This is a genomic window from Mesonia oceanica (genome assembly GCF_902499555.1).
Lineage (GTDB): Bacteria > Bacteroidota > Bacteroidia > Flavobacteriales > Flavobacteriaceae > Mesonia > Mesonia oceanica.
In genome coordinates this window covers 165902-184500 of record NZ_CABVMM010000007.1, presented here as the reverse complement: position 1 = coordinate 184500, position 18599 = coordinate 165902, and the positions used below count along the sequence as shown (strand labels likewise).

Here is an 18599-nt window from a genome sequence, read left to right as displayed (position 1 = left end):
CAAATGGAATCAGTTCAAGCAACAAAACAACGCTTTGGCATTATCGGTAATGACAAAGGTCTTAACCGAGCCGTCGAAAAAGCGATCCAAGTAGCTCCTACCGATATTTCCGTTTTAGTCACCGGAGAAAGTGGAGTTGGTAAAGAAAGTATTCCTAAAATAATACATTCCCTATCCCATCGTAAACACGGAAAATATATTGCGGTTAACTGCGGTGCGATTCCTGAAGGAACGATAGATAGTGAACTTTTTGGTCACGAAAAAGGAGCCTTTACCGGAGCTACACAAACCCGAAATGGTTATTTTGAAGAAGCTGACGGCGGCACCATTTTTTTAGATGAAGTAGGCGAATTACCATTAACCACACAAGTACGCTTGCTACGTGTGTTGGAAAACGGAGAATTTATTAAAGTAGGTTCTTCTAAGGTACAAAAAACCAATGTTCGGATTGTCGCAGCGACCAATGTGAATATGTTTGAAGCTATTAAAAAAGAAAAGTTCAGAGAAGATTTATACTACCGATTAAGCACGGTAGAAATTCACCTTCCACCATTGCGCGAACGTGATGATGATATTCATCTATTATTCAGGAAATTCGCTTCAGATTTTGCACTAAAATATAAAATGCCATCCATCAGGTTAGACGAAAACGCTGTACAAGTACTTCAGAAATACCGTTGGAGCGGAAATATTAGACAATTACGCAATATTGCCGAGCAAATTTCAGTTCTAGAACAAGAAAGGAGTATTGGCGCAGATAAATTACGCTCGTATTTACCCAATGTAGGCGACAATCTTCCGGCATTGGTAAACGAGAAGAAAAGCAAGAGTGACTTCAGCAATGAGCGTGAGATTCTTTACAAAGTTCTTTTTGACATGAAAAATGATCTTAACGATCTAAAGAAACTTACAATGGAACTCATGCAAAATGGAAACAGTGAAGAAGTAAGAAGTGACAATGAAGGGTTAATTCAGAAAATTTACGGAAACGACGAAGAGCAAGCACAATATGAAGAAGATTTAGAAGAACAAATGCAAGTACTTCAGATTCCAGAGAAAAGTCAGAAAGCACCCGTGTCGCAAACGCCGCAAGAAGATAAATACTCTTTTGCTGAAGAAATTGAAGAAGAAGAAACCTTATCACTTCAGGATAAAGAAATAGAGCTTATTAAAAAATCTTTAGAGCGTCATAACGGAAAACGGAAAGCTGCCGCTGAAGAATTAGGAATTAGTGAACGTACCCTTTACCGAAAAATAAAACAATACGATCTATAAATGAAGCTACGCCTATCTTTTCAACTCAAAGCCCTTTTTGCGCTTATCTTCATGGCGGCCACTTTACAAGGTTGCGGAATTTATTCTTTTACGGGAGCAGACATTGGTAATGCAAAAACTTTTCAGGTAAATTTCTTTCAAAATAATGCCGATTTGGTAGAACCTGGAATTGACAGAACATTCACCTTTCAGCTTCAAGATTTAATTCAGAACCAAACCAGTTTAAGTTTGGTCAATTCCAGTGGAGATTTAATTTACGAAGGAGAAATTACCCAGTATTACATTTCTCCCATGACGGCGACCAGCGATAACCGGGCAGCACAAAACCGTTTAACTATTGCAGTCAATGTAAGGTTTTACAATAATTTAGATCCTGAAAAAGATTTTGAAAAACAATTTTCGTTTTATTATGATTACCCCGCGGGACAACAATTGACCGGTCCACAATTAGAAACAGCCATAGATGAAATTTACACAAGAATCACACAAGATATTTTTAATGCATCGCTAACCGATTGGTAATGACTTCAACTGAATTTTTAGAACTCATAGAAGAAGAAACTGCGCTTACCCAATCGCAGACTCACCAATTGGAAGCTATTGTTGAAGAATACCCGTATTTTCAAGCAGCGAGAGCACTTCTTTTAAAAGGGCTTAAACAAAACCATCATTTCTCTTATAATGCTGAATTAAGAAAAACCGCAGCATATACTACGGACAGGAGAATTTTATTCGATTTTATTACTTCCGAGCATTTCAATCAGCACCAAATTTCCGCAGTAATAAAAAATAGAAGTGCCAAAGAAGAGCAACAGGAAACTTTTGACGAAGCAGTTAAAATGAACATTTCTGAAGCCAATCAGGTATTAGACCCTGACCTTTTTAAAGCTTCAGAAAAGAAAAAAGCTCCACCAAAAGAAAAAAAGGAACCAGACCAACTGGAAATTGGCCAACCGCTGGATTTCAATAAAAAAGAATCGCATTCTTTTTCAGAATGGTTAAAACTCACCAGTGCTAAGAAAATAGAACGCAAAGAAGAGAATTCTTCTGAAAATCAAGATCAAGAAGTTTCTAAAAAATTTGAATTAATAGATAATTTTATAGCCAATAATCCTAAAATTGTTCCGAAGAAAGAAAATAGCCCTAAAGAGCTAAAGCTAGCAGACAAAGGCCCTAGCAATCAATTAATGACAGAAACTTTGGCGCGTGTTTACCTAGAACAAAAAAACTATTCCAAAGCAATTCAAGCATATAAAATTTTAATTTTGAAAAATCCCGAAAAAAGTGGTTTATTTGCAGACCGAATTGAGGAGATTAAAAATTTACAAGAAAATAAAACACAATGAGTACGTTTACAATATTTTTAGCTTTAATCGTTATCGTAGCATTTTTACTAATAGTTGTTATTATGGTTCAAAACCCTAAAGGAGGTGGTTTATCTTCTTCGTTTGGAGGAGGTGGCACTCAACAACTAGGAGGTGTGAAGAAAACAACCGACTTTTTAGATAAAAGTACTTGGACATTAGCTACTGTTCTTTTAGTACTTATCTTATTATCTAATGTTGCCATTATGGATACGAGCGGTGCTAGTGGCTCTAGAATTATTGGTGGTGATGAAGCTCCGGCAGCTCAACCAGCAACAGAAATTCCTGCTACAGATCAAGCTCCGGTAACTCCACAAACGGAAAACAATTCAGAAGAGTAAGAGAGTATATTTACAATTTCATAAAAAATGCCAACTGTCAATGACAAGTTGGCATTTTTTTTTGCCTTCTGGCAGCAAACTTCTATTGGCATAATTTTCGAATCATCTAAAGCCAAACAATCAAAATATATTAACTAAAATATTTAACAATATGGGATTAAAATTTAAACCTCTAGCCGATAGAGTTGTAGTAGAGCCGGTAGAGGCAGAAACTAAAACCGCTTCTGGTATTTACATTCCGGATTCTGCAAAAGAGAAACCTCAACATGGGAAAGTAGTAGCCGTAGGTAATGGTACTAAAGATTACGATATGACCGTAAAAGAAGGAGATCAAGTTCTTTACGGTAAATTTTCTGGTACCGAGCTTAAATTAGAAGGTAAAGATTACCTTATTATGAAAGAAAGCGAAATCTTAGGTATTCTTTAATTAATCTCAATTCACAAAAATTCAAGTAAGAATTAATCAATTAAAAATTTTAAGAAAATGGCAAAAGATATAAAGTTTGATCTCGAAGCAAGAGACGGTATAAAACGCGGCGTAGATGCTTTAGCAAACGCAGTAAAAGTTACGTTAGGCCCAAAAGGACGTAACGTAATTATCAGCAAATCTTTTGGTGCCCCAGTAGTAACCAAAGATGGTGTTTCTGTAGCTAAAGAAATTGAACTAGAAGATGCATTGGAAAATATGGGAGCGCAAATGGTAAAAGAAGTGGCTTCTAAAACCAACGATCTTGCCGGAGACGGAACCACTACCGCAACTGTATTAGCACAAGCAATTGTTGCAGAAGGTTTAAAAAACGTTGCTGCCGGTGCTAACCCAATGGATTTAAAAAGAGGTATCGATAAGGCAGTAGCAAAAATTACGGAAGAACTAGCTAAGCAAAGTAAAGAAGTAGGAAGTACTTCTGAGCAAATTAAACAAGTAGCTTCTATTTCTGCCAACAACGACGATGTAATTGGTGATTTAATTGCTCAAGCTTTTAATAAAGTAGGAAAAGAAGGAGTAATTACAGTTGAAGAAGCCAAAGGAACTGACACTTATGTAGATGTTGTGGAAGGTATGCAGTTTGATAGAGGTTACCTTTCTCCTTACTTCGTTACCAACAGCGAAAAAATGACCACCGATTTAGAGAATCCGTACATTCTTATTTACGATAAGAAAATCTCTACGATGAAGGATTTAATGCCGGTTCTTGAGCCCGTTGCTCAAAGCGGAAAGCCTTTATTAATTGTTGCGGAAGATGTAGATGGTGAAGCATTGGCTACCTTGGTAGTAAACAAATTGAGAGGTTCCTTAAAAATCGCTGCCGTAAAAGCTCCAGGATTTGGAGATAGAAGAAAAGCTATGTTAGAAGACATTGCTATCTTAACCGGTGGAACTGTCATTTCTGAAGAAAGAGGATTTACTTTAGAAAGCGCCACTATCGATCAATTAGGTACTGCAGAAAAAGTAAGTATCGATAAAGATAATACTACCGTAGTAAATGGTGCTGGTAATGATAAAGCTATCAAAGCTAGGGTAAACCAAATTAAAGCTCAAATTGAGAGCACAACTTCAGATTACGACAGAGAAAAGCTACAAGAACGTTTAGCGAAGCTTGCCGGTGGTGTTGCTGTACTTTATGTAGGAGCAGCTTCTGAAGTGGAGATGAAAGAGAAAAAAGACCGTGTAGATGATGCACTTCACGCAACGAGAGCTGCGGTAGAAGAAGGTATTGTCGCCGGTGGTGGTGTAGCTTTAGTAAGAGCCAAAGAAGCGCTATCAAAAATTAAAGCTGAAAACAAAGATGAAGAAACCGGAATTCAAATTGTTAACCGTGCTATTGAATATCCATTAAGAACGATTGTTGAAAACGCAGGAGGAGAAGGTTCTGTAGTCATCAACAAAGTGCTTGAAGGTAAAAAAGGATTTGGTTACGATGCGAAAACCGAGCAATATGTAGATATGCTTAAAGCCGGAATTATCGATCCTAAGAAAGTAACCCGTGTTGCTTTAGAAAATGCAGGATCTGTATCTGGAATGATCTTAACTACAGAATGTGCATTAATCGACATTCCTGAAGAAGACAAAGGTGGTGGAATGCCACAAGGAATGGGAGGCGGAATGCCAGGAATGATGTAAGATCAAGCATCTTAAATTTACAAACCCTGCTGAAATACAGCAGGGTTTTCTTTTGTTAAAATATAGTTTACAAACAGCAAGCCTAGTTTTTAAATAACTACTTTTAGAAAAAACTAGGGAATGACCAACTTTTCTGAAAAACTTCAACACTATCAAAAATTTTTCAGCTTTATGCTGAAGTATTGGAATAGTGAACTGCTAAAATACACTTCTTCCCAAGCGATGGAAGAAACTCAAAGTCGGAAAGATTTTCACTTTGAACATTCTCCTGAAGAGTTAGCAGAAGATTTAAAGAAAATGGGGCCTACCTATATTAAATTAGGCCAATTACTCTCTACCCGACCCGATTTACTGCCCGAGCCTTATTTAAATGAATTGGCTTGCTTACAAGATGATGCGCCTACCATTCCCTATGAAAAAGTGCATGAAATTGTTGAAGCAGAATTAGGCACGCGAATCTCTAAAGCTTTTGAAGAGTTTGACGAAAAACCTTTAGCCAGTGCTTCCATTGGTCAAGTGCATATGGCCCGCTTACGATCAGGTAAAAAAGTAGTGGTTAAAATTCAGCGCCCCAACATTCAAGAAGACTTTTTAAAAGACTTAGATACGCTTTCAGAAATTGCAGATTTTGCAGTTAAACATTCTAAAACCGCTAAACAATACGCTTTTAATGATGTACTGGAAGAACTTCGGTATATTCTTTTACAAGAATTAGATTATGAAAAAGAAGCCCGGAATTTAACTATCCTGAGTAAGAACCTGCAACATTTCAAAAAAATTAGAATCCCCAAGCCCATTCAAGATTATTCCACCAAACGCGTATTGACCATGGAATATATGGAGGGTGTAAAGGTGACTTCTATTTCTCCCTTCAAAAAAATTGAAGAGAATTACACTCCACTTGTAGAAGAATTGGTAGAAGCCTATTTGCAGCAAATCTTAGAAGATGGTTTTGTACACGCAGATCCTCATCCGGGAAATATTCATCTTAACAAAGATTCTGAGTTAGTCTTACTCGATGCAGGAATGACAGCTCGGTTTTCTTCAACTTTAAGAGAAAACATTTTACAGCTTTTAATGGCTGTCAGTAAAACTGATGGCGATAAAACAGCAGACCTTTTACAACAAATAAGCGAAATAGATAAAGATGCCGATATCGAGCATTTTAAACATATCTTAAATCGATTATTATTTGAAAGCGAAAACAGCAAAGCTAAAGATTTAAAAACCGGGCGATTGCTTATTCAGATTAACCAAGTAGCAGCTCAAAACGGAATTCACATCCCTGTGGAAATCAATATCCTTGGAAAAGTACTGATGAACATGGACCAGATCATTGCTGAATTAGATCCGGAATATGAATTACAACCTGCCATTAGACATCACCTAAAAAAATTAATGCAGAAGAAAATGTGGGAGGAATTGAAGCCGGAAAACTTCTTCCACGTACTTATTGATTTAAAGAAGTTAATTGAGCAAGCCCCAAGCCGATTAAACAAAGTCTCCAGTTTATTAGCGAATAACGACCTAAAACTAAACTTAGAAGTTCTAGATGAAAAACAACTCACGCAAGGCCTTCAAAAAGTTGCCAACAGAATTACACTGGGCTTAATTCTAGCTTCCTTAATTATCGGAGCAGCTATGCTGATGCAAGTTCCTACCAGTTTCACTATTTTTGGGTATCCCGGCTTAGCGATTATCTTGTTTCTTCTTGCTGCACTTGGTGGGGTAATATTAATGTTTAATATTATTTTTAAGGATAGGTAGTATTAAGAAAAATCACTTCTCGACTACACTCGAAGACACGTCATTTTTGAGATTCTAATTTAAAAAAAATTACCCTAAGACATCTTTACACTGAAACTTCCCTTCTAGACAGGCGAGGCTTAATTTAGCTTCTTAACAACCTTAAAGTTTTATTTTTAATACGATATGAGATTCAGGATCAAGTCTGGAATGACGGAAAAATATCAATAAGAAGTTGGATTTCTTATGAAGTTAAAAATTTAACTTAAAAAAAAACCCACTCAAAATGAGTAGGTTTTTAAAATATCTGCTTATACAATTCTTAGGAAACTGCTTTCAATTTCTTGATGGTTGATTTCTGCAAAGCTTTTTCTGCATAAGATTTCGTAACCTTAAATTCAGTTTCATCACTTTCAGGTAAATCGAACATCGCATCGGTTAGGATAGCTTCACAAAGCGAACGTAAACCTCTTGCTCCAAGTTTATATTCTATAGCCTTCTCCACAATATAATCTAAAGCACCTTCGGTAATATCAAACTCGATATCATCCATAGCGAATAGCTTTTTATATTGTTTTACCAAGGCATTTTTAGGCTCGGTAAGAATCGCTCTTAATGTTTCCGCATCTAGTGGATTCATAAACGTTAATACAGGAAGACGACCAATAATTTCAGGAATTAAACCGAAATCTTTTAAATCTTTTGGAATAATATACTTTAAAAGATTTTCCTTTTCAATTTGATCTTCACTTCGGGAAGCTGAATAACCTACCGCCTGAATATTTAATCGCTTAGATATATTGCGTTCAATACCATCAAAAGCACCACCGGCAATAAACAAAATGTTACTGGTATCTACCTCAATAAATTTTTGATCTGGATGCTTTCTTCCTCCTTTTGGCGGAACGTTTACAGTGGTCCCTTCTAATAACTTCAACAATGCTTGTTGCACTCCTTCCCCACTTACATCACGAGTAATGGAAGGGTTATCGCTTTTACGGGCAATCTTATCGATTTCATCAATAAAAACAATTCCTTGTTGTGCTTTTTCTAAATTATAATCTGCTGCTTGAAGCAAACGGGTAAGAATACTTTCTACATCTTCCCCTACATAACCTGCTTCGGTTAAAACAGTAGCATCAACAATTGCCAAAGGTACATTAAGCATCTTCGCAATGGTTTTTGCCATTAAGGTTTTACCGGTACCGGTTTGCCCCACCATAATGATATTACTTTTTTGAATTTCAATATCATCTTCATCTTGTGGTTGCAACAAACGTTTATAGTGATTGTAAACCGCCACAGAAAGTACTTTTTTAGTATAATCTTGACCAATCACATAATCTTCTAAAAAGGCATGTATTGACTTCGGCTTACGAAGCATTAATTCTGAAGTAAGTTCTTTTGCGCCTTCTTGCTTAGATTCTTCCACCACAATACCGTGTGCCTGTTCAATGCAACGATCACAAATGTGCGCATCAAGTCCGGCAATGAGTAAATTGGTTTCTGGTTTTTTTCTTCCGCAGAAGGAACATTCTAATTCTTCTTTCGCCATAAATTATTCTTTCTCTCTAACTAAAATTTCGTCGATCATACCGTATTCTTTAGCTTTATCTGCCTTCATCCAGTAATCACGATCACTATCTTCATGAACTTTATCATAGGATTGACCACTATGCTTAGCGATAATCTTATAAAGTTCTTCTTTTAAGGTTAAAATCTCACGAGCCGTAATTTCAATATCGCTGGCTTGTCCTTGAGCTCCACCTAAGGGTTGGTGAATCATCACCCTTGAATGAGGCAATCCGCTACGTTTTCCGGCTTCTCCAGCACATAATAGCACGGCTCCCATAGAAGCTGCCATTCCTGTACAAATAGTAGCTACATCGGGCTTGATAAACTGCATGGTATCGTAAATACCTAAGCCCGCATAAACGCTTCCTCCCGGTGAGTTAATGTAGATTTGAATATCTTTATTGGCATCGGTACTTTCTAAAAAAAGTAATTGTGCCTGAATGATATTTGCCACTTGCTCGTTAATAGCAGTTCCCATAAAGATAATACGGTCCATCATTAAACGTGAAAAAACGTCCATCGCTACTGCGTTCATCTGGCGTTCTTCGATAATGTTGGGTGTCATGCCTTGCGGCATCATACTGCTTACAATTTTATTGTAGTAATTGCTGTTAATTCCTTGATCTTTTACAGCAAATTTTTCAAATTCTTTTCCAAAATCCATAGTTATAAATTCCTTTCGGTTTTTGCACGGGAAATCCGTGTATTTTGACTAAAAAAGGCGTTATTCCTTACTGGTTTAACGCCTTAAATATAGTTATAAATTATCAAAAAAATTACTTATAAACTTCCTTAACAAAATTTTCGTAAGTAACTTCTTTTTGTTCTAAGTTAGCGTTCTCTTTGTAGAAATCCAATAACTTTTGGTTCATTACCTGTTCTGATATTTTCTTCACCTCATCTTGGTTAGAAAGCACTCTTGCTGTAATATCTTCTAAGTCTTTTTCTGAAGGATCCATTTGACCAAACTGAGCCATTTGCATTTTAATGCGGTCTTTGGTTAAGTCTTTGATTTCTTCTAACTGAACCTGAAGCTCATTTTCTTGGATTAATTTTCCTTCTATTAACTGAAAACGTAGCCCTTTTTCGCTCTTTTCGTATTCTTCTTTTGCTTCGTCTTCGGTAAGTTCTTTCTCTCCACTTACCATAATCCAACGTTGAAGAAATTCTGAAGGAAGATCAAAATTTGTTTTTTCAATTAAAGCTTCCGTTACATCATTCAATAATTGTTGATCGCTTTGTTGCTTAAATTGATTTTCTGCGTCTTCTTTGATTTTCTCTTTTAATTCGGTAGCGGTTTTTACATTATCTTTTCCGAATAATTTATCAAACAATTCCTGATCTAATTCTGCAGGTTCTTGTTTATTGATTTCAGTAATTTCAAAAGTCACTTCAATATCTAAGTCGTGTGCTTTATCGTGTTCAACTTTTAAGAATTCGATTAAATCGTGATCGTCTTCAAAAAGGCCTTTTGTTTTTAATTCTAAAACATCTCCAACTTTAGCACCTACAAATTTATTTAAGTTACGCTTTCCTTTAATTTTTTCTAGTGGAAGCGTCGTAGTGTTTTCAATTCCTTCTTCTTCATTTTTGAAAGTACCGGCTACTAAATCTCCTTCTTCTGCTTCGTCTTTAGAAACTAATTTCCCGTATTGCTTTTGAATGGTTTTAATTTGATTTTCTACCATCTCCTCATCAGCAACAATTTGATAATGGGTAATAGGTTCTTTGGTTTTTACATCTACCTCAAACTGCGGAGAAAGCCCTAATTCAAACTCAAAAGAGTAGTTGTCTTTATTCCAATCGAAATCTTCTTGCTCTTTTGGAAGTGGATTTCCTAATACATCCAGTTTTTCTTCGGTTAGGTATTTATTTAAGTTTTCCTGAAGAAGTTTGTTCACCTCATCTACAAGTACCGCTTGCCCATACTGCTTTTTAATTAAGCCCATAGGTACGTGACCTTTTCTAAAGCCCGGTATATTGGCATTTTTACGGTAATCTTTTAAAACTTTTTCAACTTTTGGATTGTAATCGTCTTTTTCTATTTCAACTTTCACTACAGCATTAAGCTCGTCGATATTTTCTCTTGTGATGTTCATTCTTTAATCTTCTAAAAAATTGGTGTGCAAAATTACAATTTATTTACCTGCCAACCAAGTTTTTAATCCTTAGGATTTCTTTTCATCAAAAACCGAAAATAATACGGCTTGAAAAAAGGAAAGCAAAATACTAAAAAGTAATGCCCACCAGAAACCATCTACCACAAAACCACCTATTAAACCGTCGACCATTAACACAATAAAAGCATTAATTACCAAAAGAAACAAGCCCAATGTAACGATGGTTACCGGTAGGGTAAACAAAACGATAATGGGCCGCACAATTAAATTCATTAAGCCCAGAACAGCTGCTACCAAAATACCGGTAAAGTAATTTTGAATTGCTACTCCCGGCAACAAATGAGCTAATGCGACGACGATAAATGCCGTAATTAAGATTTTTAGTATTGTCTTCATGATAAAACTTTATGTTATAAAATTAAAAAAGTGTCTACATTTTGCAGACACTTTTAGCTATTTTTTAAAACTTTTACAGTTATTTATTATTGGGCTGAACCGCTTCCTATCGCAGGACCTCCACTATAATACCCAATATTCACTACGGGTATTGTTGCATTATAGGTTTCATTAAGCTGTTTAATAATTTCATTAGCAATTACAGCATTTCCTCTTGGTGTTAAATGAATTCCATCCAAAGAGAAAGCGCCACCTGTAGCAAACTCTGCAGTAATAACCCCTCCATCATAAGATATCCCACCATTGGCGACTTTATTTAAGATAGCATTCGCATCTACCATAGCCAAACCATTAGCATCGGCAACATTTTGAATGGTTGCATTGAAAGCTGCTGTGGCTTGTGCTACTATTTGTTGTTCTTCTGTAGTTAACACATGCTGATCACCTAACGGAACACTTACTCCATTTATTAGAGTCGGGTCATCATTGACTAAAGTCCCTAAAAATGAAGCAGAAGTAAGAGGTATTAGATCTGCATCTGTCGCCTGTCTTAATTGCCCTAAAACAGCTGCTTGCTGTGGACTCAAATTAAATGGAGGCCCTTGAAGAATCTGAGTTAAATCTGTTAAATCTTCATCTGCAATTGTTACATAATTTTGTCCTTCTTCAAAATTAATTTGTCTTGCCTGAGCTTCTTCAGCAGTAATTACACTTTGTTGAACCATTCCTGGAAGGACTTGTTGATTATAAGCCGCAAATTGAGAATTCAAAAAGGCTGCTGTATCCGCATCTAAAGGTATTGCATTTACAGGTACTGTTGTAAAAAACGGTGTATCGGTTACACTAGGTATATTGATCACCACACCACTTGAAGCTGATTCCATTAATGCTGAAACTTCAGAAGAATAAACCTGAGCAAATACATTCGGATCTGTAATATCATTAGGACCATAGGTAGTTGGATCGAAGTTACCTTGCTGATTAACACCTATTCCTCCAGAAGTTGCAAAACTCAAAACATCGTTATTTCCTATCCATAAAGAAAAGAAGGTAGGATTTTGTGCTACTGCATCTCCTAATACACTTGCCTGTTCTGAGGAGCTGAAACGCACAAAATATGGATTTGCTTGTCCCGTAGGAACTCCAGCAGCATTACCATAACCTTCTGCCACCAAATGAAAACTTTTTGCACCCGGCACTCCCATATTATTAAAAGATCCCGAAAGTTTATTGGTGATTTCTGTAGTTGGTGTACCCGGAATGTTACCTGGAGCCGGTGAGCCATTAGCGCCTAGTTCTAAAATTAAACGTGTATCTTGAATTTGAGTTCCATTTAATAAAAGACCTCCTAAATTATCATTCATTAAAGGTTGGGTAAACTCACCTCCATCTACTTTCTCTAGCTGGTGAGCTAAAATGTTGGGGTAAGAATTTTCTTGTCCTTGAATGTAAAGCGCTCCATCAGCATAACCCGCAGTTAAGGAATTTCCCAAGGCTACATAAGTACTAAAATCTGCTTCTCCACTATCGTAAAAACCGTCATTATCTTCTACAGAATTGTCAAACTCCGGTTCACAAGCTACTAGCCCCAAAGCTAGTACTGCCATATATTTTATATAATTCTTCATCGTTGTATTCTTTTATTATAATTTAAGTGTAACTCCTAATCCCGGTAAGAACGCATTACTTTTATAAGTTCCTCTAAAGGAAACTTCCTGACCGTTTTCTTGATAATGATCGTAAGACTCATTTACTTGTTTAAATCTTAAGTAAACAAAGGAAGCATCGATAGCAATTTTAGGGGTGATATCGAACGAGAAACCTCCTGTATATCCTTGAGAGTCGTTACGTGGAGTTTCTGGAGCAAAATATCCTGATTGTACAGGAGATTGATCATAGTAATACCCCAACCGCAGCGCTAGGTTATCTAAAGCTTTGTACTGTACTCCAAATCGATAGGTAGAGGAATCTTTGTAATTTCTCGGGTTAATAGAATCTGGAATATCATCGGGAATAAAATCAATATCTAATGATTCGTAAACACTCCAAAAAGTACGATTATAATCAAAGGCAAAAAGCCATTTATCAAATTCATAAGAAGCTCCGATAGCTAGCTCTGCAGGCAATGGTAATTCTGCATTAAACGCAACTGTTCCATTAGAAACCGGTGCTAAAGGAGAATTGGGAACATTACTAAAAGTAGCATCACCATCTTCCGCCTTTAATATAATTTCAGACCTATAATTCACACCAATTCTTAAACTATCAATAGGAGAAAACATAGCACTAACAGACCATCCAAAATTGGTTACTCCAGAGGCATCTATTTCTACATTAGACCTTTTTCCTTCTTCATTAGTAAGTGTTCTATTAAGATTTCTATTGAAATTCACAGAACCTGTAACAAATATTGGCCCACCCCCTACACTTAAGTTATCTGTTATTTTATAAGATATTAAAGGTTGAATATAAATAGCTTGTAAATCTATATTATTTACCAAGTGAGAACCAGACCAGTCAGTTGGCCATTCTACACTACTCCCATAAGGAGTATAAATACTTAAGCCTAAGGCTAGTTTTTCTGAGATACTATAAGATGCGTACAAATAAAATGGAGTTCCTAAGCTACTGTCTGTTTTAGCAAATGCCCCTGTCATTTCATTTTGATATTTCACGTTTGAAATAACTCCCGTCATCCCCGCAGAGATGTTCAATTTGTTTTCCAAAAAAACCAAACCGGCAGGATTAAAAAAAGCAAGTTCTGCAGAATTCACCACCGCAACTCCGGCATGTCCCATTGCTAAGGCTCGTTGTCCTTGCGTACTCACACGGTATCCTCCTGCATAAGTTGCTGCTGCAAATAACAGGAAAACCATCACTAAAGAAAGTTTCTTCATAATTAAAGCTGATTATATTTTTCTAAAAATTCGTTAATCAAATTTAGTAGAATAAAAATTTTATGCAACTAAAATTACGAAATATTATGCAAGCACAGTAATTTTTTTACACATTCTCAATAAATTTCACAACTGATTGATAAAATTCACCTGCTTTTTCAGCGTGTAACCAATGCCCTGCATCTTTAATGGTGACCAGTACAGCAGCAGGAAAATGTTCTTTTATTAAAGATTTATCTTCTTTTTTAATGTAATTGGATTTGCCGCCATTCAAGAAAAGGGTTTTGCCTTCATAAACATCTTGTGAAGTTAAAGCTTGGCCTATTTCATTTACTTTTTCTTTTAAAACCTCTAAATTCATTCGCAAAGCAAGCTTTCCTTTCTCTTTCCAATACAGGTTTTTCAAAAGAAATTGCCGCACACCCCACTCTTTAATATATTCTTCTAACTTTTCATCGGCTTCACCCCTACTGGTCAGTTCAGAATTACTGAGCATGGTAAGCCCTTCTAAAATGGTTTGATGATGTGGTGCATAATATTTAGGAGCTATATCTGCAATAATCAATTTTTCGACTAAATCAGGATATTCGCAAGCGGTTTTCATAGCGGTTTTCCCTCCCATGGAATGACCTAACAGAATGATATCCTTTAAATTATTCTTATCGCAATATTCTTGAATATCTTGAGCCATGAGCTCATAGCTAAATTCTTCTGTATGCGGACTCCTACCATGGTTCCGTTGATCTACTAAGTGCACTTCAAAACCCTCATCAGTAAAACGCTTTCCTAAGGTTTTCCAATTATCACTCATCCCTAAAAACCCATGAAGAATAATAAATGGCTTTCCTTTCCCTAAAACATTGGCATATAATTTCATCTAAATTATTTTAAAAGTTGAAGATATTTTTTAATAACCGTTTCGAGTCCTTGGTAAAGTGATTCTGCAATAAGGGCATGCCCTATAGAAACTTCGTCTAAACCTGGAATATTCTCTTTAAAAAAACGAATATTTTCAAGTGATAAATCGTGGCCAGCATTTAAACCTATCCCAATATCTTGAGCCACTTTTGCGCATTCCATATAAGGTAAAATTCCGTTTTTGTTGCCCTGCGCATATTTTTCTGCATAGGCTTCGGTATATAATTCCACCCTATCAGTACCGGTATATTGTGCAGCTTCTATTTGTTTAGGGTTTGGGTCCACAAAAATGGAAGTTCTAATTCCGTTTTGTTTGAATTCCTGAATCACTTCTATTAAAAAATCTTTATGTTTTACTGTATCCCATCCTGCATTGGAAGTAATCGCATCTTCAGCATCAGGAACCAATGTTACTTGGGTCGGTTTGTTTTGAAGTACTAAATCTATAAATTGTGGAATTGGGTTTCCTTCAATATTGAATTCTGTAGTTACTGCAGGTGCCAACTCCCGAACATCTTGATAACGAATATGACGTTCATCCGGTCGCGGATGCACAGTAATTCCTTCGGCTCCAAAGTTTTCAATATCCTTGGCAGCCTGTAAAACGTTGGGAACATTACCTCCGCGGGAATTACGAAGGGTGGCAATTTTATTAATATTCACGCTCAATTTTGTCATTTCAATCTTTTTAGATCACAAAAATACAAAGTAGAAAAGCTTTCTTGTGCTATAATTTCCTTAATTTGCATAAAAAGCGGCTATGAATATTAATGATTATATTATAAACGATTTAGAAATACAATCGGTTAACCAAAAGACAAAAGAATTTAAAAAGCTATTTGATGAACTTACCTATTCTCATATTCCCATTGAAAAAAATAGAGAGTTCATAGGTTGTATTTCAGAAAATGATGTGCGCTGTTTTGACAACGAGAAGAACCTAGAGGATTACCAATATTCTTTAGAACACTTTTCTGTACGCGAAACCAATAACTGGCTGGATATCTTGGAAAGTTTTGCTGAAAACAACACGAATTTAATGCCGGTACTTTCTGAAGAAGAAAACAAATACTTAGGTTATATTGAATTAGGAGACATTTTGATGTATTTGGGAGAAACCCCTTTTATGGATTCACCCGGAGCTATTGTCGTCATTGAACGCGGCTTAAAAGATTATTCCTTTAGTGAAATAAGCCAGATAATAGAGTCTAACGACGGCAGGATGCTTGGTGCCTTTGTTAGTAAAATAAATAACGACGTAGCAGAAATCACTATTAAAGTTGGCTTATTAGGTTTAAATGAAATCATCCAAACCTTCAGAAGGTATAGTTATAAAATTGTAAGCGCTCATCAAGAAGACGTTTTCTTAAAGAACCTCAAAGAACGTTCTGATTACCTCGACAAATACCTCAATATATAACTTATGAAAGTAGCTATTTACGGACAGTTTTACCATCAAAACTCAGAAAAATATGTACAGCAACTGCTGGATGCTTTAGAAGAAAGAAATATTGAAGTACACATCGAAGAAAATTTTCTTCAAATTATCAGGGAAAACGAAGTCATTAAAAAAGATTACCAAAAATTTAAAATCTTTACTCAATTAGATAATAGCTACGATTTATTTTTCAGTATAGGTGGTGATGGCACTATTTTGAAAAGTATAAATTATGTAAAAGACCTAAAAATACCAATTGTAGGAATAAATACCGGAAGATTAGGCTTTTTAGCAACTATTCAAAAAGAGGAAATAGAACAAACGATTGCTTCTATACTTCAAAAAAATTATAATATTTCTCAACGGGAATTGTTAAGCATTGCAACATCTCCCAAAAACGAAAGTCTCTCTGATGTCAACTTCGCCTTAAACGAAATAGCGATAAGTCGAAAAAATACGACATCTATGATTACAATTAAAACTTGGCTAGACGATAAATACCTCACCGCTTATTGGGCAGATGGTTTAATTATCACCACTCCCACAGGCTCGACAGGTTATTCCTTAAGTTGTGGCGGACCGGTAATTACCCCAGAAACCGATGCTTTTGCCTTAACCCCGATAGCCCCACACAACTTAAATGCCCGCCCCTTGGTAGTCCCTAAAAAAACGGAGATTAAATTAGAAGTTTCTGGACGGGAGGAAGAATACTTGGTTTCTTTAGATTCAAGATTAACCACGCTAACTAACGACACCACAATTACCATAAAAAAAGCCCCATTTACCATAGGATTGGTTTCTTTGCATGAAGACAGCTTTATAAAAACCCTTCGGCAGAAACTTTTATGGGGAGAAGATAAACGTAATTAAAACAATAATTTTTACTGAAAAGTGTTTTTATACCAAATAGACACCTATATAATTAAGTGAGTGAGAACTTAATTTATATATTTGCAAACTTTTAGAAATTTATGAGGTATATAACAGCACTGATAATAATGGTATTATTTAGCTCTACATCATATTCGCAAACCTATGAAATAGGTATCATGGCTGGCGGCGCCAATTATATTGGCGATGTAGGGAGCACTAGCTACATCTCTCCTAATAAATTTGCTTTTGGCGGTATTGCCAAATGGAACCGAAGTAACCGCCATTCATTTAGGGCAAGTTTACTGTACACCTCTTTGTCGGCAGATGATGCTGATGCAGACGATTCTAGAAGAAACCAAAGAGGATACGAATTTGAAAATTCTATACTGGAAGGATCTTTGGGATTGGAATATACTTTTTGGGAATGGAATTTACACAACTATAAACCCCAATTTGTTCCTTACCTATACACAGGGATCACTGGTTTTTTAAGTAACGAAATGGCACTTGATAGAAATAACGAAATCAGTGAAAGAAAAAGAAAAATAGATTTCGCCATTCCGATGGTGTTAGGGGTTAAATGGACATTTGATACACATTTTGTTTTTGGCTTTGAAGTGGGTGCGCGTTACACTTTTACCGATAATTTAGACGGAAGTTCCCCGGAAGAGTTTGATGGCGGCGAAAATTTGCCTTCCTTTGGCAACCCAAATACAAATGATTGGTATATGTTTACAGGTTTCACCATAACCTATACCTTTGGAAGAAAACCTTGTTATTGTAATTTTTAAATGAATTTAAAAGCACAAATAAATAGAGAAAAATTACCCAAGCACGTTGCAGTCATTATGGACGGTAACGGCAGATGGGCTAAAAGACAAGGGCTGCTAAGAGTAAAAGGGCATGAAACCGGAACTACCGCTGTACGGGAAACCGTAGAGGTTTGTGCAGAAATTGGTATTAAAAATTTAACCTTATTTGCCTTTTCTACTGAAAATTGGAACCGACCAAAACTGGAAGTAAAAACCCTAATGAATTTATTGGTCTCTTCCCTAAAAAAAGAGATTTCAACCTTGATGGATAATGACATTAAATTAAAAGCCATTGGTTGCATTGACAATTTACCTTCTAAAGCCAAAAAAGAACTAGAGGAAGTTATCCAAAAAACTTCCAATAATTCTATGATGACTTTAACCTTAGCACTTAGTTACGGTTCCCGTGAAGAAATTGTAAGTACTGTAAAAGCTATTTCTCAAAAAGTAAAAGAAGGTAAGATTTCAGTAGAAGAAATTAACGACGATATTATTCAGCAAAATTTATACACCCATAATCTACCCGATGTAGATTTACTTATAAGAACAAGCGGGGAACAACGCATTAGTAATTTCTTATTATGGCAAATTGCGTATGCCGAATTGTATTTTACCCCAACTTTATGGCCAGACTTTAGAAGAGAGAATTTGTTAGAGGCCGTATTAAATTATCAAAATAGAGAACGAAGATTTGGAAAAACGAGTGAGCAACTTAGTTAATG

At 36.0% G+C, this 18599-nt stretch carries 19 protein-coding genes; 11 read left to right on the top strand and 8 right to left on the bottom strand.

Going from position 1 to position 18599, the window contains the following annotated elements:
- Nucleotides 1-3 precede the first annotated feature (3 nt).
- The 7 genes from FVB9532_RS10095 to FVB9532_RS10065 all read left to right on the top strand — a co-directional run bounded on the left by FVB9532_RS10095 (nucleotide 4) and on the right by FVB9532_RS10065 (nucleotide 6869).
- Nucleotides 4-1275 carry a sigma-54 interaction domain-containing protein gene (locus FVB9532_RS10095; protein ID WP_150545088.1) on the top strand — a complete coding sequence of 424 codons (1272 nt, stop codon included), beginning with the start codon at nucleotides 4-6 and terminating at the stop codon, nucleotides 1273-1275.
- Between the two features lie 51 nt (nucleotides 1276-1326).
- Entirely contained in the window at nucleotides 1327-1797 is a 471-nt protein-coding gene (locus FVB9532_RS10090) for an LptE family protein (protein WP_394349653.1), read from the top strand.
- Nucleotides 1797-2621, top strand: a complete 825-nt coding sequence (locus tag FVB9532_RS10085; protein WP_150545086.1) for a DUF8458 domain-containing protein — start codon at nucleotides 1797-1799, stop codon at nucleotides 2619-2621. Before FVB9532_RS10090 ends, FVB9532_RS10085 begins: the two co-directional genes overlap by 1 nt.
- The gene (secG, locus tag FVB9532_RS10080) at nucleotides 2618-2980 is read left to right on the top strand and encodes a preprotein translocase subunit SecG (RefSeq protein WP_150545085.1); all 363 of its coding nucleotides are present in this window, start codon (nucleotides 2618-2620) and stop codon (nucleotides 2978-2980) included. The genes FVB9532_RS10085 and secG overlap by 4 nt, the downstream gene beginning before the upstream one ends.
- A gap of 151 nt (nucleotides 2981-3131) precedes the next feature.
- Nucleotides 3132-3407: a co-chaperone GroES gene (locus FVB9532_RS10075; RefSeq protein ID WP_150545084.1), complete on the top strand. Its 276-nt coding sequence runs from the start codon at nucleotides 3132-3134 to the stop codon at nucleotides 3405-3407.
- Nucleotides 3408-3464: 57 nt separating this feature from the next.
- Nucleotides 3465-5102, top strand: coding sequence for a chaperonin GroEL (gene groL, locus FVB9532_RS10070; protein WP_150545083.1), 1638 nt, complete (start codon nucleotides 3465-3467; stop codon nucleotides 5100-5102).
- Nucleotides 5103-5222: 120 nt separating this feature from the next.
- Complete coding sequence (locus FVB9532_RS10065; RefSeq protein WP_150545082.1) at nucleotides 5223-6869, top strand: ABC1 kinase family protein; 1647 nt, start codon at nucleotides 5223-5225, stop codon at nucleotides 6867-6869.
- 301 nt (nucleotides 6870-7170) lie between these two features.
- On the opposite strand, the gene clpX is transcribed toward FVB9532_RS10065, so the two are convergent.
- The 8 genes from clpX to FVB9532_RS10025 form a co-directional block, all read right to left on the bottom strand.
- Nucleotides 7171-8403 (bottom strand): ATP-dependent Clp protease ATP-binding subunit ClpX, encoded by a 1233-nt coding sequence (clpX, locus tag FVB9532_RS10060; protein WP_150545081.1) that lies wholly within the window; start codon nucleotides 8401-8403, stop codon nucleotides 7171-7173.
- Nucleotides 8404-8406: 3 nt separating this feature from the next.
- On the bottom strand, nucleotides 8407-9087 hold the full coding sequence (gene clpP, locus FVB9532_RS10055; protein ID WP_150545080.1) for an ATP-dependent Clp endopeptidase proteolytic subunit ClpP: 681 nt from the start codon (nucleotides 9085-9087) through the stop codon (nucleotides 8407-8409).
- 112 nt (nucleotides 9088-9199) lie between these two features.
- Complete coding sequence (tig, locus tag FVB9532_RS10050) at nucleotides 9200-10522, bottom strand: trigger factor (protein ID WP_150545079.1); 1323 nt, start codon at nucleotides 10520-10522, stop codon at nucleotides 9200-9202.
- 69 nt (nucleotides 10523-10591) lie between these two features.
- On the bottom strand, nucleotides 10592-10939 hold the full coding sequence (locus FVB9532_RS10045) for a phage holin family protein (RefSeq protein WP_150545078.1): 348 nt from the start codon (nucleotides 10937-10939) through the stop codon (nucleotides 10592-10594).
- Between the two features lie 86 nt (nucleotides 10940-11025).
- Nucleotides 11026-12567, bottom strand: a complete 1542-nt coding sequence (locus FVB9532_RS10040; RefSeq protein ID WP_150545077.1) for an SGNH/GDSL hydrolase family protein — start codon at nucleotides 12565-12567, stop codon at nucleotides 11026-11028.
- A gap of 15 nt (nucleotides 12568-12582) precedes the next feature.
- Nucleotides 12583-13836, bottom strand: a complete 1254-nt coding sequence (locus FVB9532_RS10035) for an OmpP1/FadL family transporter (protein ID WP_150545076.1) — start codon at nucleotides 13834-13836, stop codon at nucleotides 12583-12585.
- 106 nt (nucleotides 13837-13942) lie between these two features.
- Nucleotides 13943-14713, bottom strand: a complete 771-nt coding sequence (locus tag FVB9532_RS10030) for an alpha/beta fold hydrolase (RefSeq protein WP_150545075.1) — start codon at nucleotides 14711-14713, stop codon at nucleotides 13943-13945.
- A gap of 5 nt (nucleotides 14714-14718) precedes the next feature.
- Nucleotides 14719-15432, bottom strand: coding sequence for a pyridoxine 5'-phosphate synthase (locus tag FVB9532_RS10025; protein WP_150545074.1), 714 nt, complete (start codon nucleotides 15430-15432; stop codon nucleotides 14719-14721).
- 82 nt (nucleotides 15433-15514) lie between these two features.
- Here FVB9532_RS10025 and FVB9532_RS10020 point away from each other — a divergent pair, with 82 nt between their 5' ends.
- From FVB9532_RS10020 to FVB9532_RS10005, 4 genes are all read left to right on the top strand, one after another.
- Nucleotides 15515-16174: a CBS domain-containing protein gene (locus FVB9532_RS10020; RefSeq protein ID WP_150545073.1), complete on the top strand. Its 660-nt coding sequence runs from the start codon at nucleotides 15515-15517 to the stop codon at nucleotides 16172-16174.
- A gap of 3 nt (nucleotides 16175-16177) precedes the next feature.
- Nucleotides 16178-17062, top strand: a complete 885-nt coding sequence (locus tag FVB9532_RS10015; protein ID WP_150545072.1) for an NAD kinase — start codon at nucleotides 16178-16180, stop codon at nucleotides 17060-17062.
- Between the two features lie 101 nt (nucleotides 17063-17163).
- Nucleotides 17164-17856, top strand: coding sequence for a type IX secretion system protein PorG (gene porG, locus FVB9532_RS10010; RefSeq protein ID WP_150545071.1), 693 nt, complete (start codon nucleotides 17164-17166; stop codon nucleotides 17854-17856).
- Entirely contained in the window at nucleotides 17857-18597 is a 741-nt protein-coding gene (locus FVB9532_RS10005; protein ID WP_150545070.1) for an undecaprenyl pyrophosphate synthase, read from the top strand.
- Nucleotides 18598-18599 lie beyond the last annotated feature (2 nt).